Here is a 23,991-nt window from a genome sequence, read left to right as displayed (position 1 = left end):
TCGCTGGTGGATCCCGGTCAGAGCCGGGCGAGGATCGCCGCGGCGAGGCGTTCGGCGGAACCGGGTGCGGTGCGCAGGAACAGGCTCGGCTCGGTGAGCTCGAGTTCGATCAGCAGCGGACTGCCGTCCGGGCCCGGGATCAGGTCGACCCGGGCGTAGAGCAGGCGTTTCGCGTCACCGGGCACCGCCTCCAGGACACGGCGGGCGAGCGCCAGTTCGGCGCTGGACGGCTCGCGCGGGGTGATCACCTCGCTGCCGACCTCGATCGCGCCGCCGCCGGTCTCGGTGAGCATCGCCCCCTTGCGGACACCGTGGCTGAAGGTCAGCGCACCGGTCACGTCGGGAACGCACAGCACCGCGGTCTCACCGGCGGTGTCGACCGCCGCCATGTACGGCTGGATCATCGCGGTGCGCCCGGCGGCGATCAGGCGGTCGACGTGCGCCCGGGCCGGACCGGCCTGCTCCGGGAGCACGTAGCGGCCGGTGTCCTGGCTTCCGGCGCTGATCGTGGGCTTGACCACCCACTCCCCCTCGGCCGGCGGCGTCCAGGTGTCACCCGGGCCGGCGAACGTGGTCGGGATGATCGGCACGCCGGCTTCGGCCAGCTCACCCAGGTACCGCTTGTCGGTGTTCCAGGCGATCACGTCGGCCGGGTTGGCCAACCGTGGCACGCTCCGGGCCCACGCGACGAACGCGTCCCGGCGGGCCACGTAGTCCCACGGGGACCGGACGACGACCAGGTCGTAGGCCGCCCAGTCGGCGCCGTCGTCGTCCCAGCGGAGCGCGTCGACGAGCACCCCGCTCGCGAGCAGGGCGTCGCGCAGCGGGAGGTCGTCCGCATAGAGGTCGGGAAAGGTCGCGCAGGTGACCAGCGCGACGCGGGACGGATCGGCCACTAGCGGGCCATGCTCCGGCGCGACATCGAGCGCCACAGGTCGTTGCTGGGGCGCATCTGCTCCATCAGCTCGCGCTCCCACTCGTTCTCCACCTTCACACCCGCGCCCTCGCAGGCCTCACGGGCGACGCCGGTGTCCTTGGCGAACTGGTCGGACCACTCGCCGTCCTCGCCGACGAGGACGATGCGGGCGCCGCGCTTACCGACATACTCGATCACTGCCTTCGCGCCGCCGTGACCGGCGGCGAAAGTCTTGATGTCGGAGGTCAGTGTCGAAACGGAACCATCTGCCATGGTCCGCAGCCTAAGCACTCACGCGGATCCGGTGGGTGCATCGACGATCCTTTTGTGACCCCTGTTACCAGCAGGTTTCGAATGATCGACGATCGTTTCGCGGCGATAAAGTCTGATTTGCACCCGCGCACTGATTCCCACGAATGAGTGACGGACAGTAACCACCTGTAGCTACATTCCGGGCATCCTGTGCGACGAAGCCGTAACCGGAGTCACACAGAGCGATCCGCGAGCCGGATCAGACGAGCGCGTCGACCGCGACGGCCAGGAAGAGCACCGTCAGGTAGGTGATCGAGAGGTGGAAGAGCCGCATCGGCTTGACCACCTCGCCGGCCCGGTTCTTGTAGGCCAGACGGATCGCCTCGGCCAGGAACACGAGTCCGGACACGATCGCCGTGCCGCCGTAGATCCAGCTCAGACCCAGTGCCCAGACCCACGCCGAGGACGCGAGAGTCAGGACGGTGTAGAAGAGGATCTCGAAGTTGACCCGCTGGGCGGAGCGCACCACGGGCAGCATCGGGATGCTGGCCCGGGCGTAGTCCTCCTTGTACTTCACGGCGAGCGCATAGAAGTGCGGCATCTGCCAAAAGAAGACAACCGCAAAAAGCGCCCACGCCATCGGGGACAGTCCGCCGGTCACCGCGGCCCAGCCGATCAGGACCGGCGCCGCGCCGCAGACACCGCCCCAGAACGTGTTCGCCGGCGTCCGGCGCTTCAGCCAGAGCGTGTAGACCACGTCGTAGTAGAAGATCGACGCCGCGGTGAGCGCGGTGGCGAGCCAGTTGGTGAGGACCGCCATCATCACGACCGAGATGACCGCGAGCGTCAGGCCGAAGATCAGCACCGCGCGCGGGGTGATCGTGTTCGTCGGCAGCGGCCGGCGCTTGGTGCGCCGCATCAGCTGGTCGATGTCGCGATCGATGTAGCAGTTGAGTGCGCTCGCCGCGCCGCCCGCCAGCGCGCCGCCCACCAGGACGACCACGAAGGTCAGCGGATCCGGCCAGCCACCGGCCGCCAGCATCATCGTCGGCACCGTGGTGACCAGGAGCAGCTCGACGATCTGCGGCTTGGTCAGCGAGACGTAGGCCCGGAGCAGGGCGGTCCAGTCACGACGGGCTTCGGCCACAGCAGGAGGGGCGCCTTTTTTCGGGCGCTCCACCACGCCGGGCGCCCGCCGCTGGGCGGGACGCTCGGTGATCATGCTCACGGACAGCCACCTTCCGGCATCGGCTTTATTTCGCGGCCGTTGCCGGGGATAGCACCCGGCGGCCCGCCCGGACAGCCTACGCGCAGTCGTCTGCGCTGCTCGGGCCACCCGGTTCGGGTGCAGAGAGTCACATCGTTTGAACCGGCGTGTCCGCTCACAGCGTATGTGCCTAGGGCGTTCACTGCGCACGTGTTTAGCCCTACTGGATAGGGTCAAGCCGAAAAGGGTTCCACAATTTTGCCCGAGGAGCACAACCGACGTGGCTAGCAAAGATCCCGCTCTCAACTGGTCCGACCTCGACCGCAAGGCGGTGGACACCGCCCGGGTGCTCGCCATGGACGCGGTCGAGAAGGCCGGCAACGGTCACCCCGGCACGGCGATGAGCCTGGCCCCGGCCGCCTACCTGCTGTTCAACCGTGTCATGCGGCACGACCCGACGGATCCGAACTGGGCGGGCCGCGACCGCTTCGTGCTGTCGTGTGGTCACTCCAGTCTCACTCTGTACGTTCAGCTGTTCCTCAATGGTTACAGCCTGTCACTCGATGATCTGAAGTCCCTGCGCCAGTGGGACTCCCTGACCCCGGGCCACCCGGAGTACGGGCACACCCCCGGCGTCGAGATCACTACCGGTCCGCTGGGCCAGGGCATCGGCAACGCGATCGGCATGGCCATGGCCGCCCGTCGCGAGCGGGGCCTGTTCGACCCCGAGGCCGCCGCCGGCGAGTCCCCCTTCGACCACCAGGTCTACGCCCTGGCCTCGGACGGCGACATCGAAGAGGGTGTCAGCCACGAGTCCAGCGCCATCGCCTCGGTGCAGAAGCTCGGCAACCTCACGGTGATCTACGACGACAACGAGATCTCCATCGAGGACGACACCCGGATCGCCAAGAACGAGGACGTCGGCGCGCGCTACGCGGCGTACGGCTGGCACGTCCAGACCGTGAACTGGCGGTCCGAGGGTGGTTACGCCGAGGACGTCGAGGCGCTCTGGGACGCGATCCAGGCCGCCAAGAAGGTGACCGACAAGCCGTCGTTCATCGTCCTCAAGACCATCATCGGCTTCCCCGCGCCGAACAAGCAGAACACCGGCAAGATCCACGGTTCCGCCCTGGGTGGCGCCGAGGTCGCCGCGACCAAGGAGCTGCTCGGTTTCGCCGCCGAGCCGTTCGCGATCGACGACGAGGTCGTCAAGCACGCCCAGCAGGTCGTCGAGCGCGGCCGCGCGGCCAAGGCCGAGTGGCAGAAGGCGTTCGACGCCTGGGCCGCCGGCAACGCCGAGGGCAAGAAGCTGTTCGACCGGCTCGCCGCCAAGGCGCTGCCGGAGGGCTGGGCCGCCGCCCTGCCCGAGTTCGCCGCGGACGAGAAGGGCCTGGCCACCCGCGCCGCGTCCGGCAAGATCCTCAAGGCGCTCGCCCCGGTCCTCCCCGAGCTCTGGGGTGGCTCCGCCGACCTGGCGGAATCCAACAACACCACCATGGAGGGCGAGCCGTCCTTCATCCCGGCCGAGTACGCGACCAAGGCGTTCCCCGGTCACGAGTACGGCCGCACGCTGCACTTCGGCATCCGTGAGCACGGCATGGGCTCGATCCTGAACGGCATCGCGGTGCACGGCGGCACCCGCCCGTACGGCGGCACCTTCCTGGTGTTCAGCGACTACATGCGCGGCTCGGTCCGCCTGTCCGCGCTGATGAAGCTGCCGGTCACCTTCGTCTGGACGCACGACTCGATCGGCCTCGGCGAGGACGGCCCGACGCACCAGCCGATCGAGACGCTGACCGCGCTGCGCGCGATCGTCGGCCTCGACGTGGTCCGCCCGGCCGACGCCAACGAGACCGCGTACGCGTGGCGTGGCGCCCTGGAGCACACCGACCGGCCGACCGCGCTCGCGCTGTCCCGGCAGAACCTGCCCACCCTGGACCGCACCAAGTACGCGTCGGCCGAGGGCACCCTCAAGGGCGGCTACATCCTCTCCGAGGCCTCCACCCCGGGCGCCCCGAAGGTGATCCTGATCGCCAGCGGTTCCGAGGTCGCGATCGCGCTGACCGCGCAGGAGCGCCTCGAGGCCGACGGCACCCCGACCCGGGTCGTCTCGATGCCCTGCCAGGAGTGGTTCTTCCAGCAGGACGTGGCGTACCAGCAGGAGGTCCTCCCGCACGGCGTGAAGGCCCGCGTCTCGGTCGAGGCCGGCATCCGGATGAGCTGGGACCGTCTCATCGGCGACGCCGGCGAGGCTGTCAGCATCGAGCACTACGGCGCCTCCGCCCCGGCGAAGGTCCTGTTCGAACAGTTCGGCTTCACCGCCGACAACATCGTCGCGAAGGCTCACGCCTCGCTCGCCAAGGTCGGCGAGATCACCGGCCACAAGACCGGAAACTGAGGAGAAATCACATGACCGACAGGCTTGCCGAGCTGTCCGCCGCGGGTGTCGCGGTGTGGCTCGACGATCTCTCCCGGGTTCGTCTGACCAGCGGTTCGCTGGACAAGTCGCGCCTGCAGCAGCACGTGGTCGGCGTGACCACGAACCCGAGCATCTTCCAGAAGGCGCTCTCCGACGCTGACGCGTACGACGAGCAGCTGCGCGACCTCGCGGTACAGGGCGTGACGGTCGAGGAGGCCGTCCGCCTGATGACCGCCAAGGACGTCCGCTGGGCGTGTGACGTCGAGCGTCCGGAGTACGACCGGAGCAACGGCATCGACGGCCGGGTCTCCATCGAGGTCGACCCGCGCAAGGCGCACGAGACCGAGTCGACCGTCGCCGAGGCGAAGACCCTCTGGTGGCTGGTCAACCGGGAGAACCTCTACATCAAGATCCCGGCGACCCTCGCGGGTCTGCCGGCCATCACCCAGGTCCTGGCCGCGGGCATCAGCGTCAACGTCACGCTGATCTTCTCGCTGGACCGCTACAAGGCCGTCATGGAGGCGTTCCTCGACGGTCTGGAGCAGGCCAAGGCGAACGGCCACGACATCACCAAGATCGGTTCGGTGGCGTCGTTCTTCGTGTCCCGGGTCGACTCCGAGATCGACAAGCGCCTGGACAAGGTCGGCACCGATGCGGCCAAGGCGCTCAAGGGCCAGGCCGCCATCGCCAACGCGCGTCTGGCGTACGAGGCGTACACCCAGGTGTTCGGCAGCGAGCGGTGGAAGGCCCTGGCCGCCGCCGGCGCCCAGCCGCAGCGTCCGCTCTGGGCGTCCACCGGCACCAAGAGCCCGGAACTCCGCGACACGATCTACGTCGAGGAGCTCATCGCCCCCGGCACGGTGAACACCATGCCGGAGTCGGTCATCCTCGCGTTCGAGGACCACGGTGAGACCAAGGGCGACACCATCACCGGCAACTACGAGCACGCGCGGTCGGTCTTCGCGGGCATCAAGGCCGCCGGCATCGACTTCGACGACGTGGTGAAGGTCCTCGAGGAAGAGGGCGTCGAGAAGTTCGAGACGAGCTGGAACGAGCTGCTCGAAGGCGTCGACAAGTCCCTCAAGGCCGCCGCGGCCGGCTCCTCGAAGCCGAGCGACGCCGCCTAGGCACGAACACTCTGCGGCCTGTCGCGGGCTCCCCGCGACAGGCCGCTCAACACCCTTGGAACTGGCAGGATGGGGACGTGGGTAATCCGCTGCGCACCGCACAGGACCGTAGGCTTCCACGGATCCCGGAGCCCTGCGCTCTGGTGATCTTCGGGGTCACCGGTGACCTGTCTCGAAAGAAACTGATTCCGGCCGTATACGACCTGGCCAACCGCGGTCTGCTGCCGCCCGGATTCGTGGTCCTGGGCTTCGCTCGCCAGGACTGGGGCGAGGGTGACTTCGAGTCGCTCGCCTACGCCGCCGCCAAGAAGGGCGCCCGCACACCGTGGCGTGAGGACGTCTGGCGACGGCTCTCCGAGCAGTTCCACTTCATCCCCGGCTCGTTCGACGACGACGAGGCGTTCGACCAGCTCTCGGCCACCCTTGACGACCTGCGGGAACGCAACGGCATCACGGGTAACGCGGCCTTCTACTTCTCGATCCCGCCCGCGGCGTTCCCGCTGGTGCTCAACCAGCTCAACCGGACCGGCATGGCGGACAGCGCCAAGTCCGGCGGCTGGCGGCGGGTCGTGGTGGAGAAGCCGTTCGGGCACGACCTGCAGAGCGCCGTCGAGTTGAACCAGCTGGTCGACGAGGTCTTCATTCCCGAGGACGTCTTCCGCATCGACCACTATCTGGGCAAGGAAACCGTCCAGAACATCATGGCTCTGCGCTTCGCGAACAGCCTGTTCGAGCCGGTGTGGAACTCCAAGTACGTCGACAGCGTGCAGATCACCATGGCCGAGGACGTCGGCATCGGCACCCGGGCCGCGTTCTACGACGCGTCCGGCGCCGCCCGCGACGTGCTGCAGAACCACCTCCTGCAGCTCCTCGCCCTGGTCGGCATGGAGGAGCCCACCAGCTTCGACCCGCAGGAGGTGCGGGCCGAGAAGCTCAAGGTGCTCCGGGCGATCAGCCTGCCGGACAACATCGCCACCGGCTCGGTCCGCGGGCAGTACCTCCCCGGCTGGGTCGCCGGCGAACGTGCCGTCGGCTACCTGGAAGAGGCGAACATCCCGCCGAAATCCAAAACTGAGACCTACGCGGCGGTCCGCCTCGGCATCCAGAACCGGCGCTGGGCCGGCGTCCCGTTCTACGTACGGGTCGGCAAGCGGATGCCACGCCGGGTCACCGAGATCGCGATCCTCTTCAAGAGGGCGCCGCACCTGCCGTTCGACCCGGCCGACGTGGAGATGCTGGGCCACAACCAGCTCGTCATCCGGGTCCAGCCGGACGAGGGCGTGGTGCTGAAGTTCGGCTCCAAGGTGCCCGGCACCGCCATGGAGGTCCGCGACATCGCGATGGACTTCCAGTACGGCGAGGCCTTCACCGAGTCCAGCCCGGAGGCGTACGAGCGTCTCGTGCTGGACGTCCTGATCGGCGACCGGACCCTGTTCCCGGACGCCGCCGAGGTCGAGCAGTCATGGCGGGTCATCGACCCGCTGGAGGCGGCCTGGAAGGGCAAGAAACCCGAACCGTACCGGGCCGGCGAATGGGGTCCGCGGGCCGCGGACGAGATGCTGGCGCGCGAGGGCCGTGCCTGGAGGCGAGCATGATCGGACTGTGGGACACCACCGGCAACGAAGTGGTGAAGGCCCTGGCCGCCGAACGGCGCAGCGCCGGCGGCGTCGCCTCCGGCCTGGCACTCACCCTGGTCGCGGTGGTCGAGGAGAAGAAGGTCCGCGAGGCCGAGGCAGCGGCCACCATCGCGGCGTCGGCCCACCCGTGCCGGCTGCTCATCGTGGTCCGCTCCGACATGGAGGGCCGCAGCCGTCTGGACGCCGAGATCGTCGTGGGCGGGCGCCTCGGCCCCGCCGAGGCGGTCGTCATGCGGATGTACGGTCGCCTCGCGCTGCACGCCGAGTCGGTCGTCATGCCGCTGCTCGCCCCGGACGTCCCGGTGGTCTCCTGGTGGCACGAAGAGCCGCCGAACATGATCGCCAACGACTTCCTGGGTGTGGTGGCCGACCGGCGGATCACCGACTCGGCGCAGGCCCCCGACCCGGTGGCCGCGCTGCGCCAGCGGGCCGTCGACTACGCGCCCGGTGACACCGACCTGACCTGGACCCGGATCACGCTGTGGCGGACGCTGGTGGCCGGCGCCTTCGACAGCACCGAGGCCCGGGTCACCGGCGCCAAGATCGTGGCACCGGAGAACGACCCGACCGCCTGGCTGATGCTGGGCTGGCTCAAATCCCGGCTGGGCATCGAGCCGACACTCGAACACACCGACCGGGCGCCGCGCCTGCACTCGGTCGAACTCCAGTGTGAGAACGGCGACTGCGTGCGTGTCACCCGCGAGGAAGGCACCGCGCTGTTCAGCCGGACCGGCCAGGAAGACCGGTACATGCCGCTGCCGCGCCGTCCCGTCGGCGACGAACTCGCCGAAGAACTGCGGCGGCTCGACCCCGACCAGATCTACGCGGACGCCCTCGCAGCGATGGCCGGTCTCAGCGACCTGAGCCACCGGGCGCCGATGCGGGTGCACGTCTGGAAGGACCCGGCACTGGCTGCCATCGCCGGTTCAGCTCTCTGACCGAATATTTACCGACAGAGCCGTCCGCCGCACCGATGGCGGGCGGCTCTGCGATGGAGGAGCAAAATCCGTGAGTGAGACCGCGGTCGTGGTGGTACCGGACGCCGACATCCTGGCGTCCACGGTGGCGGCACGACTCGTCATCAAGATCATTGACGCGCAGGCCGCGTACGGGACGGCGAACGTGGTCCTGACAGGCGGCCGGGTCGCCGCGAAAGTGCTGCGAGCCGTCCGCGAACTACCCGCCTCCGCCGCCATCGAATGGTCCCGGGTGGACCTGTGGTGGGGCGACGAACGGTTCCTGCCCTCCGGCGACCCGGACCGCAACGAGACCCAGGCCCGCGAGGCCCTCCTCGACAAGCTGCCGCTCGACCCGGCCCGGGTGCACGCCATGCCGGCCTCCGACGGCCCCGACGGCGACGACGCCACCGCCGCGGCAGCCCGCTACGCGACCGAACTGTCCGCCGCGGCCGGCCCCGGCGGCGGCTCACTGCCCCGCTTCGACGTGCTGATGCTGGGCGTGGGCGAAGACGGCCACGTAGCGTCCCTCTTCCCGGAACACCCGGTGCTGGCCGAAACCGGCACGACGGCGGCGACATTCGACAGCCCGAAGCCGCCGCCCACCCGGGTCACGCTGACCCTGCACACCATCCAGAGCGCCGACGAGGTCTGGTTGATCGCGGCCGGTGCGGACAAGGCGGGCCCGATCGGCGTGGCGGTCGAGGGCGGCGGCGACAAGCACTTGCCGGCGGCCAGCGCGACCGGCACCCGCAAGACCCTGTTCCTGCTGGACAGGGCCGCCGCGGCGAACGTTCCCACCCAGCTCTGACCGTTCCCGGCGCCCTTCGGACAGCCCCTGCCCGAAGGGCGCCGGTCCTCGATAGCCCCCTGCCCGAAGGGCGCCGGTCCCCGGCAGCTCGCTACCCGGCCGCAGGCCGCAGGCCGCAGGCCGCAGGCCGCAGGCCGCAGGCCGAACCCAGGCCAACGGTCGGCGCAGGCAACAGTTCGGCGCGAGTCAACGGCCGCGCAGGTCAACGGCCGGCGCAGTCGACAATCGGCGCAAGTCGGCCGTCGGCCGCCGGCGTCGGCGCTGGCGGCGTCGGCGCACACTTCGACACGACAGGCAGACGACGATCGACAGGCAGACGACGATCGACAGTCAGACGACGATCGACAGCCGGGTACAGGTCCACAGCCGCCGGATACAGCTCGACAGCCGCGGGTACAGCTCGACAAGTGGGTGCGCTCACCGCCTCCAAGGCCGGTGGCCGCACCCACAACGACTTCGGGTGCACCCGCCATCCCGATCAGAACGGTGAACGCACCCGTCAACGAGATCGGGTACCCCCACTCACCAAACAGGATGGCCAGCGCACCCAGAACCACTTCGGTGCAGCTGCCGCACCAACCGGACGGTGAACACACCCGCAAACGGCTTTGGGTGCCGCTACCGCCCCGATCGGTCGGGTGAGCGCTCCCGGCATGCGGAACGGGTGCAACCAACGCCACATACGAGAAGGTCAGCTCACCCGCAAGCGCTTCGGGTGCCACCGCCACCCCGCTGAACGGCCAACGCACCGCCAACGGCTCCGGGTGCCGCTGCCACCCCAATCGGGAAGGTCAGCGCACCCGGCGGCCGGACCGGGCGCGACCACCACCATTACGAGATGGCCAGCGCACCCACAAGCGCTTCGGGTACCACTGCCGCCCTTCGGGACGATGAACGCACCCACCGGCCGCCTTGGGTGTCGCTGCCACCGGGCCACTGCCATCGGGCCACTGCCACCGGGCCAGGAGATAAAGGCACTCACAAACGGCTCTGGGTGCCGCTACCGCCCCGATCGGCCGGGTGAGCGCTCCCGTCGTTCGGAATGGGTGCGCCGAACGCCCGAAACGAGATGGCCGGCGCACCCACAAGCGATTCGGGTACCACTACCACCCCGCCGGACGGCAAACGCACCGCCAACGGCTCCGGGTGCCGCTGCCAACCCCGACCGGGAAGGTCAACGCACCCAACGATTCTGGGTGCGGCTACCGCCCTGATCGGGAATGTGCGAGCTCCCGGCGAACGGAAGGGGTGCGGCCACCACCCATCACGAGATGGCCAGCGCACCCACCAGCCCTTCGGGGTGCCACTACCACCCCGTCGGACTGCGAACGCACCCACAACAGCTCCGAGTGCGGCTACCACCCCGCCGGACGGCGAGCGCACCCACAACAGCTCCGAGTGTGGCTACCACCCCGCCGGACGGCGAACGCACCCACAAGCGCTTCGGGTGCGGTTGGCGGCCCGCGCCCAGGAGCGGATTCGGCTTCGAGCTCGGGCGGTGTGTGGAGCAGGTGGTCTTTACGGGCTGGGTCTCGGGCGGGGGCGGGGCGCGGGACGGAGAAGGCGTGGCAGGAGGCCGCGTCGCGGGAGCCAGTGATGGAACGGGTAGCTCGTACAAGAAAAGGGGTCATGGGCGCGCGGAGATCTGCTGGACCGCCCAGCTGTTGCCGTCGGGGTCTTCGAAGAAGAAGAAACCGATGTTGTCCAGCGGATCGGGAACGGGGTTCGGGTTTGCGCCCAGGCGCTGGATCTCGGAGACCGGGACGTTGCGGGCGGTCAGTTCGGCGTGGGCGGCCTTGATGTCGCGGACCACCAGTTGCAGGCCCTTCAGGGAGCCGGGCGGCATGTGTGGGACCGCGCCCCGGCCGATCACGATCGAGCAGCCGCTGCCCGGTGGGGTGAGCTGCACGATACGGACGTCGGGGGCGGGGGCGACGTCGTGGTCGAGGGTGAAACCGAGCTGGTCGGCGTAGAAGGCCTTCGCCTGGTCGATGTCGGTTACCGGCACGACGACGACCTCGAGAGTCCAGTTCATCCTCCCAGCCTGCCAGTCAGGACGGCGGCGTGGCGGGGATCGTCGTCGCCGGCGGCTTCGTGGTGGGCGTGGCGGCTCCCGGGTCGTGCTCTCCCGCTGTCACGGTCGGCGGGGTGTCGTCCGGGGAAAGCTCGGGCCGGCCGGGCTTGCTCGTCGTCGCGGAGGGGTTTGTGGACGCCGACGGGGCCGGCGTCGACGGCGGGAACAGGGGCACCGACGGTGAGATGACGGTTGACGGTTCGGCCGACGAGGCGGGCGGGAGTGGCTTCGGATCGGGTGACGGCGGCTGACCGGTCAGGGTCAGCGCTCCCAGCACCGCGCCGGCCACTGCCAGGCCGGCCGGGAGCGGCACCCACCACCAGCGCCGCCACCGGCTGGGCGAGGTGAGGGCCGCGACGGTGGGTGGTTCCCCGAAGCGCAGGCGCTCCTGGGTGATCTGTTCCGCTCGCGCGGTGAGGGCGTCGCGCAACCGCTCCTCCAGTCCGTTTCCGGTCACCGCTCCCCCAGTCGGGCACGCAGGACGGACAGCGCGCGGTGCGCTGTCGACTTCACCGTTCCGCGGGAGACGCGCATCACGTCGGCGATCTCCTCCTCGGACAGGTCGGACCAGTAGCGCAACACCAGGACCTGCCGTTGCCGCCCGGTGAGGCCGCGCATCGCCCGCAGCACCTCCTGGTCGCCGGCGCCGAGCATCGCCTCGTCCTCGGCTGCGGGCGCGGTGCCGGGCGGCGGCGGGACGTAGGCCCGGGCGGTGCGCCGGCGCCGGAGCGCCGAGCGTGCCGCGTTGGTCACCCCGGCGACGAGATAGGCGTTCGGATCAGCGATGGTACGCAGCTCCGCCCCATGTTTCCGATAGAGCGCCGTGAAGACGTCCTGCACGATGTCCTCCGCCGTCGACAGATCGTCGACCATGAGCACCGCCAGCCGGACCATGCTCAGGCGACGGCTGTGGTACAGCTCGTTGATCGCCGGAGGGCCGGCCGGCCCGACGGTGGATCGGGCCGGCGTGTCGGCTCCGGTGAGCACTCGCCGCAGCCAGCGGAGCAGCGGCGGCATCGGCAGGACGATCGTCACGAAGGGAATCTCCGAGGGTCGACGGCGGAGGACGAGGGTCAGCGGCCGGTCAGCGGCCGGCGACGGCGGTCGGCGGCGGGGTGACCGGCGCGGCGGTGGCGCTCGGCGCCGGCGGGTTCGTCGGGGCCGGCTTGGACGCGGACGGGCCTGGCTTTCCGGGGGTGGCGGCCGGCTTGGAGACGGTCGGGCCCGGCTTTCCGGGGGTGGCCGCCGGCTTGGAGACGGTCGGGCCCGGCTTCCCGGGTGCCGACTCGGGCTTCGCGGGCGACGCCTCGGGGGAGGCGGTGGCCTTGAAGCTCGGCGGTGGGGTCGCGGCGGCCGGCGACTGCTCGGCGCTCACGGCGGTGGGGGCCGGCCGGGGTGCCGGTGCCTCGTCGGCGAAGGCGGCGGCGGCCGAGAGCCCACCGAGCCCGAGCACGGAGGCGGCGCCGACGGAGATGGCCAGTCCACGGGTCGAGATACGCATCGAGCTCTCCTGCACCAGTCGTTGATGTTGCTGTCGCAGGAGTAGACGTCCGGGGCCGGATAAGGTTGGCGATACCCAAGTGATGCCGGTCACACAATTAGACTGCGTTCGTGGAACCGATCATCCGCGGGTACCGCCCGGCCGACCTGGACGCCGTCTACGACATCTGCGTACGGACCGGTGCCGCCGGGGGTGACGCCCGTGGACGCCACAGCACCGACCGGCTGCTCGGGGACATCTGGGCGGTGCCGTACGTGACCCGGGAGCCGCAGCACGCGTACGTGGTCGACGACGGTCACGGTAACGCGGTCGGGTACATCCTCGGCACCGCGGACACCCCGGCGTTCGTCTCGTGGTTCCGCGCCGAGTGGCTGCCGGCGACCGCTGCGCGCTATCCGGACGGCGACCCGCGCGACGACGCGATGCTGACCAACCTGCACGACCCGGAGCGGATGCTCATCCCCGAACTGGCCGGGTACCCCGCGCACCTGCACATCGACCTGCTCCCCGACTGGCAGGGCAAGCGGCTGGGGCAGGGGCTGATGGCCGCGTTCCTGGACGGCCTGCGGTCGGCCGGCGTGGAGCGAGTGCACCTCGGGATGGCCCCGGAGAACCACGGGGCGTACGCGTTCTACCGCCGGCTGGGATTCCACGACGTCCCGGTCGCCGACTCGGGAGCGAAGTTCCTAGGCCGCGGCACCAGTCCGCTGGGCTGACCCGTCTCACCGGCCGACGCCGGCCGGTGAGATCAGGATCGTGCTGTCAGGCCCGCTCGCCCCGCCGCTGGCGGACCTTGGCAAGGGCCTCGGCGAGGATCGCCGCACCGTCCTCCTCGGACCGGCGCTCCTTCACATAGGCCAGATGAGACTTGTAGGGCTCGGTGCGCGACCGCCCGGGCGGGCTCGACCGGTCGAGACCGGCCGGCTGCCCGCATCGCGGGCAGTCCCAGGTGTCCGGTGTCGCGGCCTCGGCCGCGAACCAGATGTCGCTGTCATGCCCGGCCGCGCAGAAATACTTGACCTGCCTGCGCGGTGCGGGTTCGCTGCGCTCGTCGGGCCGCATCGGGCTGGACCCGACGCGACTGCCGCGAATAGCGCTGCCACTGGACACGGACGTCACTCCTGTCTCGAGGGCCGGTACTCCCCGCCCGGGCAATCAGCCGGAAATCGGACGGTAGATACAAAATACCGCGCGGCCGGAGAAACCGGCCGCGCGGTGGATTGTACGACCAGCAGCGGCCGTCAGGAAGCCACCGCAAGCTTGAGCCAGAACCCCAGGCCCACGATGCAGGCGAACCAGATGATGCCCACCAGGACGGTGTAGCGGTCGAGGTTCTTCTCCGCGACCGAGGAACCGGCCAGGCTGGACGTGACACCGCCACCGAACATGCTCGACATGCCGCCGCCCTTGCCGCGGTGCAGCAGGATCAGCAGAGTCAGCAGAATGCTGGTGATGATCAGCAACACGATCAACGTGTAAGCGAACGCGATCGGCATCGTCGGGTTCATTCCTCTCGAAGGGCACTGCAAGCCGTCCCACAATAGCGAATGCCCGGCCGAACGATACGGCCGGGCACGCGCGAATCACGCTCAGCGCGCAACATGCTCCGGGAAACGCACGATGGCGGCGAATTCCTCGCCGTCCAGGCTCGCTCCACCGACCAGGGCGCCGTCCACATCGGGCTTGGCCATGATCTGGGCGATGTTGCCCGACTTGACCGAACCGCCGTACTGGATGCGGACCACGTCGGCCACCTCGGCACCGAACTTCTCGACCAGACGGGCACGGATCGCTCCGCACACCTCCTGAGCGTCGTCCGGGGTCGCGGTCTTGCCGGTGCCGATCGCCCAGACCGGCTCGTACGCGATCACGATCTGCTGCAGCTGCTCGGTCTTGAGCCCCTCGAGGCCCGCGTCGACCTGCGCCAGGACGTGCGCGACCTGGTTGCCGGCCTCACGGATCTCGAGACCCTCGCCCACGCAGAAGATCGGCACGAGGCCGGCCGCGAAGGCCGCCTTGTTCTTCGCGTTGATCAGGGTGTCGGACTCGTTGTGGTACTCACGGCGCTCGGAGTGCCCGACGACCACGTAGCTGACGCCGAGCTTGGCGAGCATCGCACCGGAGATCTCACCGGTGTACGCGCCACCGGCGTGCTGCGAGATGTCCTGGGCGCCGTACTTGATCGCGAGCTTGTCGCCCTCGATCGCGGTCTGCACGGTGCGCAGGTCGGTGAACGGCGGCAGGACGACCGTCTCGACGGCCTCCAGCTGCTTCTCGTTCAGGCTCGCCGAGAGCTTCTGCACCAGAAGGTTGGCCTCGTAGTGGTTGAGGTTGCTCTTCCAGTTGCCGGCGATGATCGGCTTGCGGGTCACGTCACCCATCACTTCTCCAGAGCGGAGACGCCCGGCAGCGCCTTGCCTTCGAGGTACTCCAGGGACGCGCCCCCACCGGTGGAGATGTGACCGAACGCGGACTCGTCGAGCCCGAGCGTGCGCACCGCCGCGGCCGAGTCACCGCCGCCGACGACCGAGAAGCCGTCGATCTTGGTGATCGCCTCGGCGACGCCGCGGGTGCCCGCGGCGAACGGCGCCAGCTCGAACACGCCCATCGGGCCGTTCCAGAACACGGTCTTCGCACCGCCGACGGCGTCCGCGAAGATCTTGACGGACTCGGGGCCGATGTCCAGACCCAGGCGGTCCGCCGGGATCTCGGAGACCTTCACCGTGCTGCGCTCGGCGTCGGCGGAGAACTCCGTCGCCGCGACGACATCGACCGGGAGGACGATCCGGCCGTCGGCCTCCGCGAGGAGCGCCTTGCAGGTGTCGATCATCTCGGCCTCGAGCAGCGACTTACCGACCTCGTGGCCCTGGGCCTTGAGGAAGGTGAAGCACATGCCTCCGCCGACGAGGAGCTTGTCGACCTTGGGCAGCAGGGCCTTGATCACCGCGAGCTTGTCGGAGACCTTCGAGCCGCCGAGCACCACCACGTAGGGCTGCTCCGGGCTCTCGGACACCTTCTTCAGCACCTCGACCTCGCGCAGCACCAGGCCACCCGCGTAGTGCGGGAGCCGGGCCGGCACGTCGAAGACCGAAGCGTGCTTGCGGTGCACCGCGCCGAACGCGTCGTCGACGTAGAAGTCGGCGAACGCGGCCAGCTGGTCCGCGAAGGCGCCGCGCTCGGCGTCGTCCTTCGAGGTCTCGCCGGCGTTGAAGCGCAGGTTCTCCAGGAGCAGCACCTGGCCATCCTGAAGGGCACCGACGGCGGCGGTGGCCGACGGGCCGACCGTGTCGTCGGCGAAGACCACCGACGAGCCGAGCAGCTCACCCAGCCGCTGCGCGACCGGCGCGAGCGTGAACTTGGGGTCCGGAGCGCCCTTCGGACGGCCCAGGTGGGACGCCACGATCACGCGGGCGCCCGCGTCACGCAGGGCGATCAGCGTCGGCAGCACCGCGCGGGCGCGGCCGTCGTCACTGATGACACCCGGGTTTGCCTTGTCGAACGGGACGTTCAGGTCGGCGCGCACGAACACGCGCCGACCCGAGACACCCTCGCCGAGCAGGTCGTCGAGAGTCTTCAAGGCTGATCAGGCCCCGACGAGCTTGACCAGGTCGACGAGGCGGTTCGAGTAGCCCCACTCGTTGTCGTACCAACCGACGACCTTGACCTGGTTGCCACCGATGACCTTGGTGAGGCCGGCGTCGAAGATGCAGGAGGCCGGGTCGGTGACGATGTCGGCCGACACGATCGCGTCCTCGGTGTAGACCAGGATGCCCTTGAGGGGGCCCTCGGCGGCAGCCTTGATCGCGGCGTTGACCTCTTCGACCGTGGTGTCACGGGCGGCGGTGAAGGTCAGGTCGGTGGCCGAGCCGGTGGGGATCGGCACCCGCAGCGCGAAGCCGTCCAGCTTGCCCTTGAGCTCCGGCAGCACCAGGCTGACGGCCTTGGCGGCACCGGTCGAGGTCGGCACGATGTTCAGCGCGGCGGCGCGGGCACGGCGCAGGTCGCTGTGCGGGCCGTCCTGCAGGTTCTGGTCCTGGGTGTACGCGTGGATCGTGGTCATCAGACCCTTTTCGATCCCGATCGTGTCGTTCAGAACCTTCGCCATCGGGGCGAGGCAGTTGGTGGTGCAGGAGGCGTTCGAGATGATGGTGTGCTTCGCACCGTCGTAGAGGCCGTCGTTGACGCCCATCACGATGGTGATGTCCTCGTTCTTGGCCGGAGCCGAGATGATGACCTTCTTGGCACCCTTGTCGACGTGCGCCTTCGCCTTGGTGGCGTCGGTGAAGAAGCCGGTCGACTCGATGACGACGTCGACGTCCAGCTCGCCCCAGGGCAGGTTGTTCGGGTCACGCTCGGCGAACGCCTTGAAGGACTTGCCACCGACGGTGATCTCGTCGGCGGAGGCCTTCACCTCGTGACCCAGACGGCCCAGGATGCTGTCGTACTTCAGCAGGTGAGCCAGCGTGGCGTTGTCGGTCAGGTCGTTCACACCGACGATCTCGATGTCGGCGCCGGAGGCGAGAACCGCCCGGAAGAAGTTACGGCCGATACGGCCGAAGCCGTTGATGCCAACCCGGATGGTCACAGGTGGATCTCCTCGTTTCGGTCCGCCGGATTCTGCGACCGGCGGAGGGGTCTGCATGCCCGCCGAAGTTCAAGGCAGGCACAAGGGCGCCCGGCCGCCGCGCCCGAAGGGAAGCGCGAGCACCGCAGCAGGAGCTGGCGGCGTCACAGCGGGGGGTTCGGCCGAACTGCCGGCACCGTCGCCGTCACCAGTGACCCTATCCGAGACCACGTACCGGCGGAGCAGCGGGGCGCTACCTGAACGTTATCTAAATCGGATCACTACGACGTCGTTGTCAGCAGTTCAAGCCTCGTCCAACGGGGCGGGACTGATAAGGACCGAAGGTCCCTGCGGACCGGGTATCACTACCCGGGATCAACAGGCCATCATCTCCGGAGTGACGGCCGCCTCGGTGTCGGGAATGCCGAGATCCCGGGCCCGCTTGTCGGCCAGGGCCAGCAGCCGCCGGATCCGGCCCGCGATGGCGTCCTTGGTCAGCGGCGGGTCGGCCAGGGCGCCCAGCTCCTCCAGGGAGGCCTGGCGGTGCTCCAGCCGCAGCCGGCCGGCCGAGGTCAGGTGGTTCGGCGCGTCGTCCGCCAGGATCTCCAGAGCCCGGGTGACCCGGGCCGCCGCGGCGACCGCCGCACGGGCGGACCGCCGCAGGTTCGCATCGTCGAAGTTCGCCAGCCGGTTGGCGGTGGCACGGACCTCACGGCGTACCCTCCGCTCCTCCCAGGCGAGCACGCTGGAATGCGCGCCGATGCGGGTGAGCAACGCGGCGATCGCGTCCCCGTCCTTGATCACCACGCGGTCGACGCCGCGCACCTCCCGCTCCTTGGCGGTGATGCCGATCCGGCGCGCGGCGCCGCGCAACGCCAGCGCCGCCTCCGGGCCCGGGCAGGTGATCTCCAGCGCGCTGGAGCGCCCCGGCTCGGTGAGCGAGCCGTGCGCCATGAACGCGCCCCGCCACGCCGCCACCGAACAGCACACGTTGCCGTTCACCACGTGCTGCGGCAGGCCACGGACCGGCCGGCCCCGGACGTCGAGCAGACCGGTCTGACGCGCCAGCACCTCGCCGTCCTTGACGATGCGCACGATGTAGTGGCTGCCCTTGCGCAGGCCGCCGGAGGCCAAGACGTGCACCTCGCTGGGGTAGCCGTAGACATCGGCGATCTCCCGCCGCAGCCGCCGGGCGACCGCGCCGGTGTCCAGCTCGGCCTCGACGACGACCCGCCCGGAGACGATGTGCAGCCCGCCGGCGAACCGGAGCAACGCTGCCATCTCGGCCCGGCGACAGCAGGGCTTGGGTACGTCGACCCGGCTCAGCTCGTCCTTGACCGCTGCCGTCATCGCCATTACGTCACCTCATGCGCCGGTTTTTCAAAGTGTGTGCCGCACTACGCCACTGATTAACGAGCGGCGCCCAATACTGGCACCAGTGCAACGCCCAGTGACTGAGGATCATGCCGTGGGCTGCCGTCGGCCACCGCGAGGGGTGCCAGAACCAGCTCCGCACCCAGGTCCTGGGCCGCGGCCCGGACCGGTTCCGGCTCGCCGGCCCACTTCGTGTCGGCCAGCACGGTGTCCAGTCGCAGCGACGGGAGGTACCACCGGAGGGTCGCCAGGTGGTCGGCGGCGGACAGCCCGACCGTCTCCTTGTCCTCGGAGAGATTGAGCGTGACCAGCCGGCGGGCCGGGCTCGCCACGATCGCGGCGGCCAGTTCGGGGACCAGCAGGTGCGGCAGGACACTGGTGTACCAGCTGCCCGGACCGAAGATCAGCCAGTCCGCGTCCCGGACCGCGGCGATCGCCTCCGGGCACGTCGGCGGATCCGACGGGACCAGGCGCAACGCCGCCACCCGGCCGTCTGCCACCGCGACCGCGTGCTGGCCCCGGACCGTCGACGGGACGCCGTCGGCGGCCACCATGTCCGCCTCGATGCCGACCGCGTGCCGGGCCATCGGCAGCACCCGGCCCCGGGCCCCGAGCATCCGGGCGGCGTGATCCAGTGCCAGCACCGGGTCGCCGAGCATCTCGATCAGGCCGAGCAGCAGCAGGTTGCCGACCGCGTGCCCGGCCAGGGTGTCCTTGGTCCGCTCGGCACGGCGCTCCACCCGCGGTCCACGGGTGAGCACCCGGTCGACCGGGGCCGGGACACTCAGCGGCTCGGTGCCGCCCTGCACCGGGATCTCCGGCATGGCCGCGAACCGGTGCTGCATCAGTCTCGCCGTCAGCCGGGTGGTGGGATCGTCGTCGGCGAGCGCGGCGAGCGCCTGCCGCAGATCACCCGGGGGCAGCAGCGCGTCCCGCTCGACGCGCAGCCGGCCGCTGGAACCGCCGTCGTCACCGACGGTCACTATCGCCGTGATCTCCAGGTCGAGGTCGCGGGCACTGTGCCGCAACGCGCGCAACGAGGCGCTCAGACCGTGCCCGCCGCCGAACGCCACGACGCGGATCGGCTTCACTCGCGGCCCAGATCGCGGTGCGACGTGTGCGCGGACAGACGCATGCCACTCAGCCGGGAGGCGAGCTCCTCGGTGATCGCCACGCTGCGGTGCTTGCCGCCGGTGCAGCCGATCGCGACGGTCAGGTAGCGCTTGCCCTCCCGCTCGAAACCGGGTGCGGTCGCCGCGATCAGGCCGGCGTAGGTCGCCACGAAGTCGGTGGCGCCCTCCTGGCCCAGGACATAACTGCTCACGCCCTCCTCCAGGCCGGTGTGCTCGCGCAACTCCGGCACCCAGAACGGATTGGGCAGGAACCGGGCGTCCAGCACGTAGTCGGCGTCCGGGGGCAGGCCGTACTTGAAGCCGAAGGAGAGCACGGTGATCCGCAGCTTGCGGGAGTCCTCCCCGCCGAAAAGCTCCTCGACCCGGCGGCGCAACTGGTTGACGTTGAGGTGGCTCGTGTCGATTATCACGTCGGACTGCTCGCGGGCCTCCTCGAGCAGTTTGCGCTCGGCCGCGATGCCGTCGGCCAGCCGGCCGTCACCCTGCAACGGGTGCGAACGGCGCACCGACTCGAACCGGCGGATCAGCACCTCGTCGTCGGCGTCGACGAACACCACGCGCGGCGAGAAACCACGCTCCTTGAGGGCCCGGACCGCACCGGCCAGGTCGGTGGAGAACGCCCTGCTGCGAACGTCGAGCACCATCGCGGTACGCCGTGCGGCGCCACCGGCGGCGAACGCCAACTCGGCCATCTCCAGCATCAAGGCCTGCGGCAGGTTGTCGACCACGTAGAAGCCGACGTTCTCCAGGGCGCGCGCCACCGTGCTGCGCCCACCGCCGGACAGACCGGTGACGACCACCAGATCCGTCCCGGCCTCGTCCGGTTCCAGCACCTCACCGGCTCCGATGTTCGGCTCAGCTCCGAAGTCCGGGTTTGCTTCCGTCACCACGCCTCCCGCGTCGCTCCGCCCGCGTCGCACGAGCGGACACAACATCCTAGGCCGACGACCGGGCTCCCGGCCGCCGGACAGCGTGTCCGCTACCCGTCCGAGCTGTCACCAGGCATGTCCGCGGTCTTCGCCACCGTCTTCGCCACGGTTTTCTCCACCGTCTTCGCCACGGCTTTCTCCACGGCTCTCTCCCCCGCGGCTCCGGCCGCCGGGTTCAACGCGGCGAGCACCGTCTCGGCGGTGCGGCGGCCGACACCGGGCACCTCGGTGATCTCCTCCGGGGTGGCCTCGGCCAGCCGTTTGAGGGAGCCGAAGTGCCGCAGCAGCGCCTTGCGGCGCACCTCGCCCAGACCGGCGACCTCGTCGAGCGCCGACGCGGTCATCCGCTTGGACCGGCGCTGCCGGTGGAAGGTGATGGCGAACCGGTGCGCCTCGTCGCGGACGCGCTGCAACAGATAGAGAGCCTCGGAGGTCCGCGGCAGGATGACCGGGAAATCCTCGCCGGGCAGCCACACCTCCTCGAGCCGCTTGGCCAGGCCGCACAACGCCACGTCGGTGACGCCCAGCTCGGAGAAGACCGCCGCGACCGCGTTGACCTGCGGCTGGCCGCCGTCCACCACGACGAGCTGAGGCGCGTACGCGAAACGGCGGGGCCGGCCGGTCAACGGGTCGATGCCGGGAAGCGCGCCCTCGGCGGACTCGTCACCGGCCGAGGGCTCCGGGGCCGGCGGCTCCGGAGCCGCCGGCGTGGCCGCCGGGGCCGCTGGCGTGGCCGCCGGGGCCGCTGGGGCCGTGGTGGAGCGGGCGAACCGCCGCCGCATCACCTCGGACATCGCCGAGAGATCGTCCATGCCGCTGCCGTCCGCGTTGCCGCGCACCGCGAACCGCCGGTATTCGCTCTTGCGGGCCAGACCGTCCTCGAAGACGACCATCGAGGCGACCACGTCGGTGCCCTGGATCTGCGAGACGTCGAAGCACTCGATGCGCAACGGGGCGGCGTCGAGACCGAGGGCGTCGGCGATCTCCTCGAGCGCCTTGTTGCGGGTGGTCAGGTCACCGGCCCGGCGCAGCTTGTGCCGTTGCAGCGACTCGGCGGCGTTGCGGGCCACCGTCTCCATCAGCGTCTTCTTGTCGCCGCGCTGCGGGATCCGCAGGCTGACCCGGCTGCCGCGGCGCTCGGAGAGCCAGTCGGCGAGCGCGTCGGCGTCGTCGGGCAGCGCCGGGACCAGCAGCTCGCGGGGCACGTCGGCCTCGCCCTCGGTGTCGCCGAACATCTGGGTGCAGAAGTGGTGGACCAGGTCGCCGGTGCTGAGGTCCTCGACCTTCTCCACCACCCAGCCGCGCTGGCCGCGGACCCGGCCGTCGCGGACGTGGAAGACCTGCACCGCCGCCTCGAGCGGGTCCTCGGCGAAGGCGACCACGTCGGCGTCCGTGCCGTCGCCGAGCACCACGGTCTGCTTCTCCATCGCCCGGCGCAGCGCCGCGATGTCGTCGCGCAGCCGGGCCGCCCGCTCGAACTCGAGCTCCTCGGAGGCCTGCATCATGTCGCGCTCGAGACGCTTGACGAACGCGTCGGTGCGGCCGGCCATGAAGTCGCAGAAGTCGTCGACGATCGCCCGGTGCTGCTCGGCGTCGACCTGCCCGACACAGGGGGCCGAACACTTGCCGATGTAGCCCAGCAGGCAGGGCCGGCCGATCTGGCCGTGCCGTTTGAAGACGCCGGTCGAGCAGGTCCGGGCCGGGAAGACGCGCAGCAGCAGGTCGAGGGTCTCGCGGATGGCCCAGGCGTGCGAGTAGGGACCGAAGTAGCGCACGCCCTTGCGCTTGGCCCCGCGCATCACCTGCAGGCGGGGGAACTCCTCGTTGAGCGTGACGGCGAGGAAGGGATAGGACTTGTCGTCCCGGTATTTGACGTTGAAGCGCGGGTCGAACTCCTTGATCCAGGAGAACTCCAGCTGCAACGCCTCGACCTCGGTGCCGACGGTGACCCAGTCCACGGCGGCCGCGGTGGTGACCATCTGCTGGGTGCGCGCGTGCAACGACCAGACGTCGGCGAAGTAGGAGTTGAGCCGGTTACGCAGGCTCTTGGCCTTGCCGACGTAGATGACCCGGCCGGCCGGATCGCGGAATCGGTAGACACCGGGAGCGTCCGGGATGGTACCGGGCGCGGGGCGATAGGTGGACGGGTCTGGCACATCTCCCAGACTAGAGGGTGGGACTGACAGAATTGCCCGGCCGGAGGTCCGGTGCCGCCGCCACGGCCCGGGCCTCCGGCCCACACGGGGGTGACCCGATCAGGCGGTGACGACCTGGTCGCCGTCCAGCTTCACCTTGGTGGCCTCGAGCGGCGACTTGGCCGGGCCGGAGGTCGGCGAGCCGTCCTTGATCGAGTAGTGCGCGTTGTGGCACTTACAGATGATCTCGCCGTCCTCGATCTCGGTCACGTCGCAGCCCTGGTGGGTGCAGACCTTGCTGAACGCCTTGAAGGTGCCCTTGGTCGGCTGGGTGACCACGTAGTTGTCCAGGATCACGCCGCTGCCGACGGAGACGTCGGCCGCCGCGACGAGCGCGGTGCCACCGCTCGAGCCGGTGCCGCTGGTGCTGTCGGCGCCGCCCGGGGCCGCCGCGCTGCCGGCCGGGGCCGGGTCGTTGGCGAAGTCGGTGCCGTTCGGGTTGCTGTCGGTGGACGTGCCACACGCGGCGAGGACCGCGGTCGCGCCGGCGGCGCCCGCACCCAGCAGGACGGCCCGGCGTGACGAGCAGCACGTCCCCGCTGCGTTCTCCTGCTTGGCCTCGACCTCGGGCCGGATCTGCACGTCAGTCATCTCGTCGCTCCCCACTACCTGTTTCCGCTCGTATGTCACACGGAGTCGCCTGTACATACGGGCCTGCCACCGTCATCAGTTCAGCGCGTGCGGCGGAAATATCGAACGTCACGAGGCTGTTCGATCCCGGTTCGTACGCAATCGCCCGGCGTCGTTTGCTTGCCGTTACAAACAAAGCCGGGCCCGATCGAGACTAGATGCTCGACCGTGCCCGGTTGCTTTGAGTCACCTGAGAACCTGCTGTACAGGTTCTTAGACTATTTTTAGTAACACACCTTGACGGTGCTCTATGTCGACACCCCGGT

23 protein-coding genes are annotated in these 23,991 nt (G+C 69.9%); 6 read left to right on the top strand and 17 right to left on the bottom strand.

Features of this window, described 5'->3' with window-relative positions; genetic code table 11:
- Window positions 1-17: 17 nt before the first annotated feature.
- The 3 genes from QSK32_RS11825 to QSK32_RS11815 form a co-directional block, all read right to left on the bottom strand.
- The gene (locus QSK32_RS11825; RefSeq protein WP_285471881.1) at window positions 18-896 is read right to left on the bottom strand and encodes an ATP-grasp domain-containing protein; all 879 of its coding nucleotides are present in this window, start codon (window positions 894-896) and stop codon (window positions 18-20) included.
- Entirely contained in the window at window positions 896-1,189 is a 294-nt protein-coding gene (locus QSK32_RS11820) for a hypothetical protein (protein WP_045741249.1), read from the bottom strand. The genes QSK32_RS11825 and QSK32_RS11820 overlap by 1 nt, the downstream gene beginning before the upstream one ends.
- A gap of 238 nt (window positions 1,190-1,427) precedes the next feature.
- Window positions 1,428-2,396, bottom strand: coding sequence for a heme o synthase (locus QSK32_RS11815; RefSeq protein ID WP_045741250.1), 969 nt, complete (start codon window positions 2,394-2,396; stop codon window positions 1,428-1,430).
- A 259-nt stretch (window positions 2,397-2,655) separates the two neighbouring features.
- Between QSK32_RS11815 and tkt the strand changes: the two genes are divergently transcribed.
- The 5 genes from tkt (at window position 2,656) to pgl (ending at window position 9,325) form a co-directional block, all read left to right on the top strand.
- Window positions 2,656-4,773, top strand: a complete 2,118-nt coding sequence (tkt, locus tag QSK32_RS11810) for a transketolase (RefSeq protein ID WP_045741251.1) — start codon at window positions 2,656-2,658, stop codon at window positions 4,771-4,773.
- 11 nt (window positions 4,774-4,784) lie between these two features.
- Window positions 4,785-5,921, top strand: a complete 1,137-nt coding sequence (tal, locus tag QSK32_RS11805; RefSeq protein ID WP_045741252.1) for a transaldolase — start codon at window positions 4,785-4,787, stop codon at window positions 5,919-5,921.
- Between the two features lie 77 nt (window positions 5,922-5,998).
- Entirely contained in the window at window positions 5,999-7,516 is a 1,518-nt protein-coding gene (gene zwf, locus QSK32_RS11800; RefSeq protein WP_045741253.1) for a glucose-6-phosphate dehydrogenase, read from the top strand.
- Window positions 7,513-8,496 carry a glucose-6-phosphate dehydrogenase assembly protein OpcA gene (locus QSK32_RS11795; protein WP_045741254.1) on the top strand — a complete coding sequence of 328 codons (984 nt, stop codon included), beginning with the start codon at window positions 7,513-7,515 and terminating at the stop codon, window positions 8,494-8,496. The genes zwf and QSK32_RS11795 overlap by 4 nt, the downstream gene beginning before the upstream one ends.
- 70 nt (window positions 8,497-8,566) lie before the next feature.
- Window positions 8,567-9,325 (top strand): 6-phosphogluconolactonase, encoded by a 759-nt coding sequence (pgl, locus tag QSK32_RS11790; protein ID WP_045741255.1) that lies wholly within the window; start codon window positions 8,567-8,569, stop codon window positions 9,323-9,325.
- A gap of 1,627 nt (window positions 9,326-10,952) precedes the next feature.
- Here pgl and QSK32_RS11785 read toward each other — a convergent pair.
- From QSK32_RS11785 to QSK32_RS11770, 4 genes are read right to left on the bottom strand one after another with little or no spacing between them, the layout of a single operon-like run.
- Window positions 10,953-11,360 (bottom strand): VOC family protein, encoded by a 408-nt coding sequence (locus QSK32_RS11785; RefSeq protein ID WP_045741256.1) that lies wholly within the window; start codon window positions 11,358-11,360, stop codon window positions 10,953-10,955.
- Between the two features lie 16 nt (window positions 11,361-11,376).
- Complete coding sequence (locus QSK32_RS11780) at window positions 11,377-11,856, bottom strand: hypothetical protein (protein WP_045741257.1); 480 nt, start codon at window positions 11,854-11,856, stop codon at window positions 11,377-11,379.
- Window positions 11,853-12,434 carry a sigma-70 family RNA polymerase sigma factor gene (locus tag QSK32_RS11775; protein ID WP_245673866.1) on the bottom strand — a complete coding sequence of 194 codons (582 nt, stop codon included), beginning with the start codon at window positions 12,432-12,434 and terminating at the stop codon, window positions 11,853-11,855. Before QSK32_RS11775 ends, QSK32_RS11780 begins: the two co-directional genes overlap by 4 nt.
- 49 nt (window positions 12,435-12,483) lie before the next feature.
- Window positions 12,484-12,900 carry a hypothetical protein gene (locus QSK32_RS11770; RefSeq protein WP_285471880.1) on the bottom strand — a complete coding sequence of 139 codons (417 nt, stop codon included), beginning with the start codon at window positions 12,898-12,900 and terminating at the stop codon, window positions 12,484-12,486.
- 110 nt (window positions 12,901-13,010) lie between these two features.
- Here QSK32_RS11770 and QSK32_RS11765 point away from each other — a divergent pair, with 110 nt between their 5' ends.
- Entirely contained in the window at window positions 13,011-13,616 is a 606-nt protein-coding gene (locus QSK32_RS11765; RefSeq protein ID WP_285471879.1) for a GNAT family N-acetyltransferase, read from the top strand.
- A 46-nt stretch (window positions 13,617-13,662) separates the two neighbouring features.
- On the opposite strand, the gene QSK32_RS11760 is transcribed toward QSK32_RS11765, so the two are convergent.
- The 10 genes from QSK32_RS11760 to QSK32_RS11715 form a co-directional block, all read right to left on the bottom strand.
- Window positions 13,663-14,010 carry an RNA polymerase-binding protein RbpA gene (locus QSK32_RS11760; protein ID WP_045741372.1) on the bottom strand — a complete coding sequence of 116 codons (348 nt, stop codon included), beginning with the start codon at window positions 14,008-14,010 and terminating at the stop codon, window positions 13,663-13,665.
- A gap of 131 nt (window positions 14,011-14,141) precedes the next feature.
- The gene (gene secG / locus QSK32_RS11755) at window positions 14,142-14,396 is read right to left on the bottom strand and encodes a preprotein translocase subunit SecG (protein ID WP_045741259.1); all 255 of its coding nucleotides are present in this window, start codon (window positions 14,394-14,396) and stop codon (window positions 14,142-14,144) included.
- Window positions 14,397-14,489: 93 nt separating this feature from the next.
- Window positions 14,490-15,281, bottom strand: a complete 792-nt coding sequence (gene tpiA / locus QSK32_RS11750) for a triose-phosphate isomerase (protein ID WP_045741260.1) — start codon at window positions 15,279-15,281, stop codon at window positions 14,490-14,492.
- A complete protein-coding gene (locus tag QSK32_RS11745; RefSeq protein ID WP_045741261.1) occupies window positions 15,281-16,477 on the bottom strand; it encodes a phosphoglycerate kinase in 1,197 nt (398 codons plus the stop codon). Before QSK32_RS11745 ends, tpiA begins: the two co-directional genes overlap by 1 nt.
- Window positions 16,478-16,483: 6 nt before the next feature.
- Entirely contained in the window at window positions 16,484-17,485 is a 1,002-nt protein-coding gene (gap, locus tag QSK32_RS11740) for a type I glyceraldehyde-3-phosphate dehydrogenase (RefSeq protein ID WP_045741262.1), read from the bottom strand.
- A 354-nt stretch (window positions 17,486-17,839) separates the two neighbouring features.
- Window positions 17,840-18,820, bottom strand: a complete 981-nt coding sequence (whiA, locus tag QSK32_RS11735; protein WP_014441726.1) for a DNA-binding protein WhiA — start codon at window positions 18,818-18,820, stop codon at window positions 17,840-17,842.
- Window positions 18,821-18,873: 53 nt separating this feature from the next.
- Window positions 18,874-19,929, bottom strand: a complete 1,056-nt coding sequence (locus QSK32_RS11730) for a gluconeogenesis factor YvcK family protein (protein WP_285471878.1) — start codon at window positions 19,927-19,929, stop codon at window positions 18,874-18,876.
- Window positions 19,926-20,858, bottom strand: coding sequence for an RNase adapter RapZ (rapZ, locus tag QSK32_RS11725; RefSeq protein ID WP_285471877.1), 933 nt, complete (start codon window positions 20,856-20,858; stop codon window positions 19,926-19,928). The genes QSK32_RS11730 and rapZ overlap by 4 nt, the downstream gene beginning before the upstream one ends.
- A gap of 92 nt (window positions 20,859-20,950) precedes the next feature.
- Window positions 20,951-23,056, bottom strand: a complete 2,106-nt coding sequence (gene uvrC / locus QSK32_RS11720; RefSeq protein ID WP_285471876.1) for an excinuclease ABC subunit UvrC — start codon at window positions 23,054-23,056, stop codon at window positions 20,951-20,953.
- Window positions 23,057-23,155: 99 nt separating this feature from the next.
- Window positions 23,156-23,686, bottom strand: a complete 531-nt coding sequence (locus QSK32_RS11715; protein ID WP_052720277.1) for a Rieske (2Fe-2S) protein — start codon at window positions 23,684-23,686, stop codon at window positions 23,156-23,158.
- Between the last annotated feature and the right edge of the window lie 305 nt (window positions 23,687-23,991).

It is taken from the genome of Actinoplanes sp. NBRC 101535 (genome assembly GCF_030269225.1).
GTDB classification, from domain to species: domain Bacteria; phylum Actinomycetota; class Actinomycetes; order Mycobacteriales; family Micromonosporaceae; genus Actinoplanes; species Actinoplanes rectilineatus.
Note: the sequence above shows the minus strand (reverse complement) of the source record. Positions and strands in the feature narration are given on the sequence as shown.

Excerpts from the sequence above, each read along its gene's own strand:
- QSK32_RS11820 (WP_045741249.1), bottom strand. The coding sequence starts at position 1,189 with ATGGCAGATGGTTCCGTTTCGACACTGACCTCCGACATCAAGACTTTC.
- tal (WP_045741252.1), top strand. The coding sequence starts at position 4,785 with ATGACCGACAGGCTTGCCGAGCTGTCCGCCGCGGGTGTCGCGGTGTGG.
- QSK32_RS11795 (WP_045741254.1), top strand. The coding sequence starts at position 7,513 with ATGATCGGACTGTGGGACACCACCGGCAACGAAGTGGTGAAGGCCCTG.
- QSK32_RS11785 (WP_045741256.1), bottom strand. The coding sequence starts at position 11,360 with ATGAACTGGACTCTCGAGGTCGTCGTCGTGCCGGTAACCGACATCGAC.
- QSK32_RS11770 (WP_285471880.1), bottom strand. The coding sequence starts at position 12,900 with ATGCGTATCTCGACCCGTGGACTGGCCATCTCCGTCGGCGCCGCCTCC.
- secG (WP_045741259.1), bottom strand. The coding sequence starts at position 14,396 with ATGCCGATCGCGTTCGCTTACACGTTGATCGTGTTGCTGATCATCACC.
- tpiA (WP_045741260.1), bottom strand. The coding sequence starts at position 15,281 with ATGGGTGACGTGACCCGCAAGCCGATCATCGCCGGCAACTGGAAGAGC.
- whiA (WP_014441726.1), bottom strand. The coding sequence starts at position 18,820 with ATGGCGATGACGGCAGCGGTCAAGGACGAGCTGAGCCGGGTCGACGTA.
- QSK32_RS11715 (WP_052720277.1), bottom strand. The coding sequence starts at position 23,686 with ATGACTGACGTGCAGATCCGGCCCGAGGTCGAGGCCAAGCAGGAGAAC.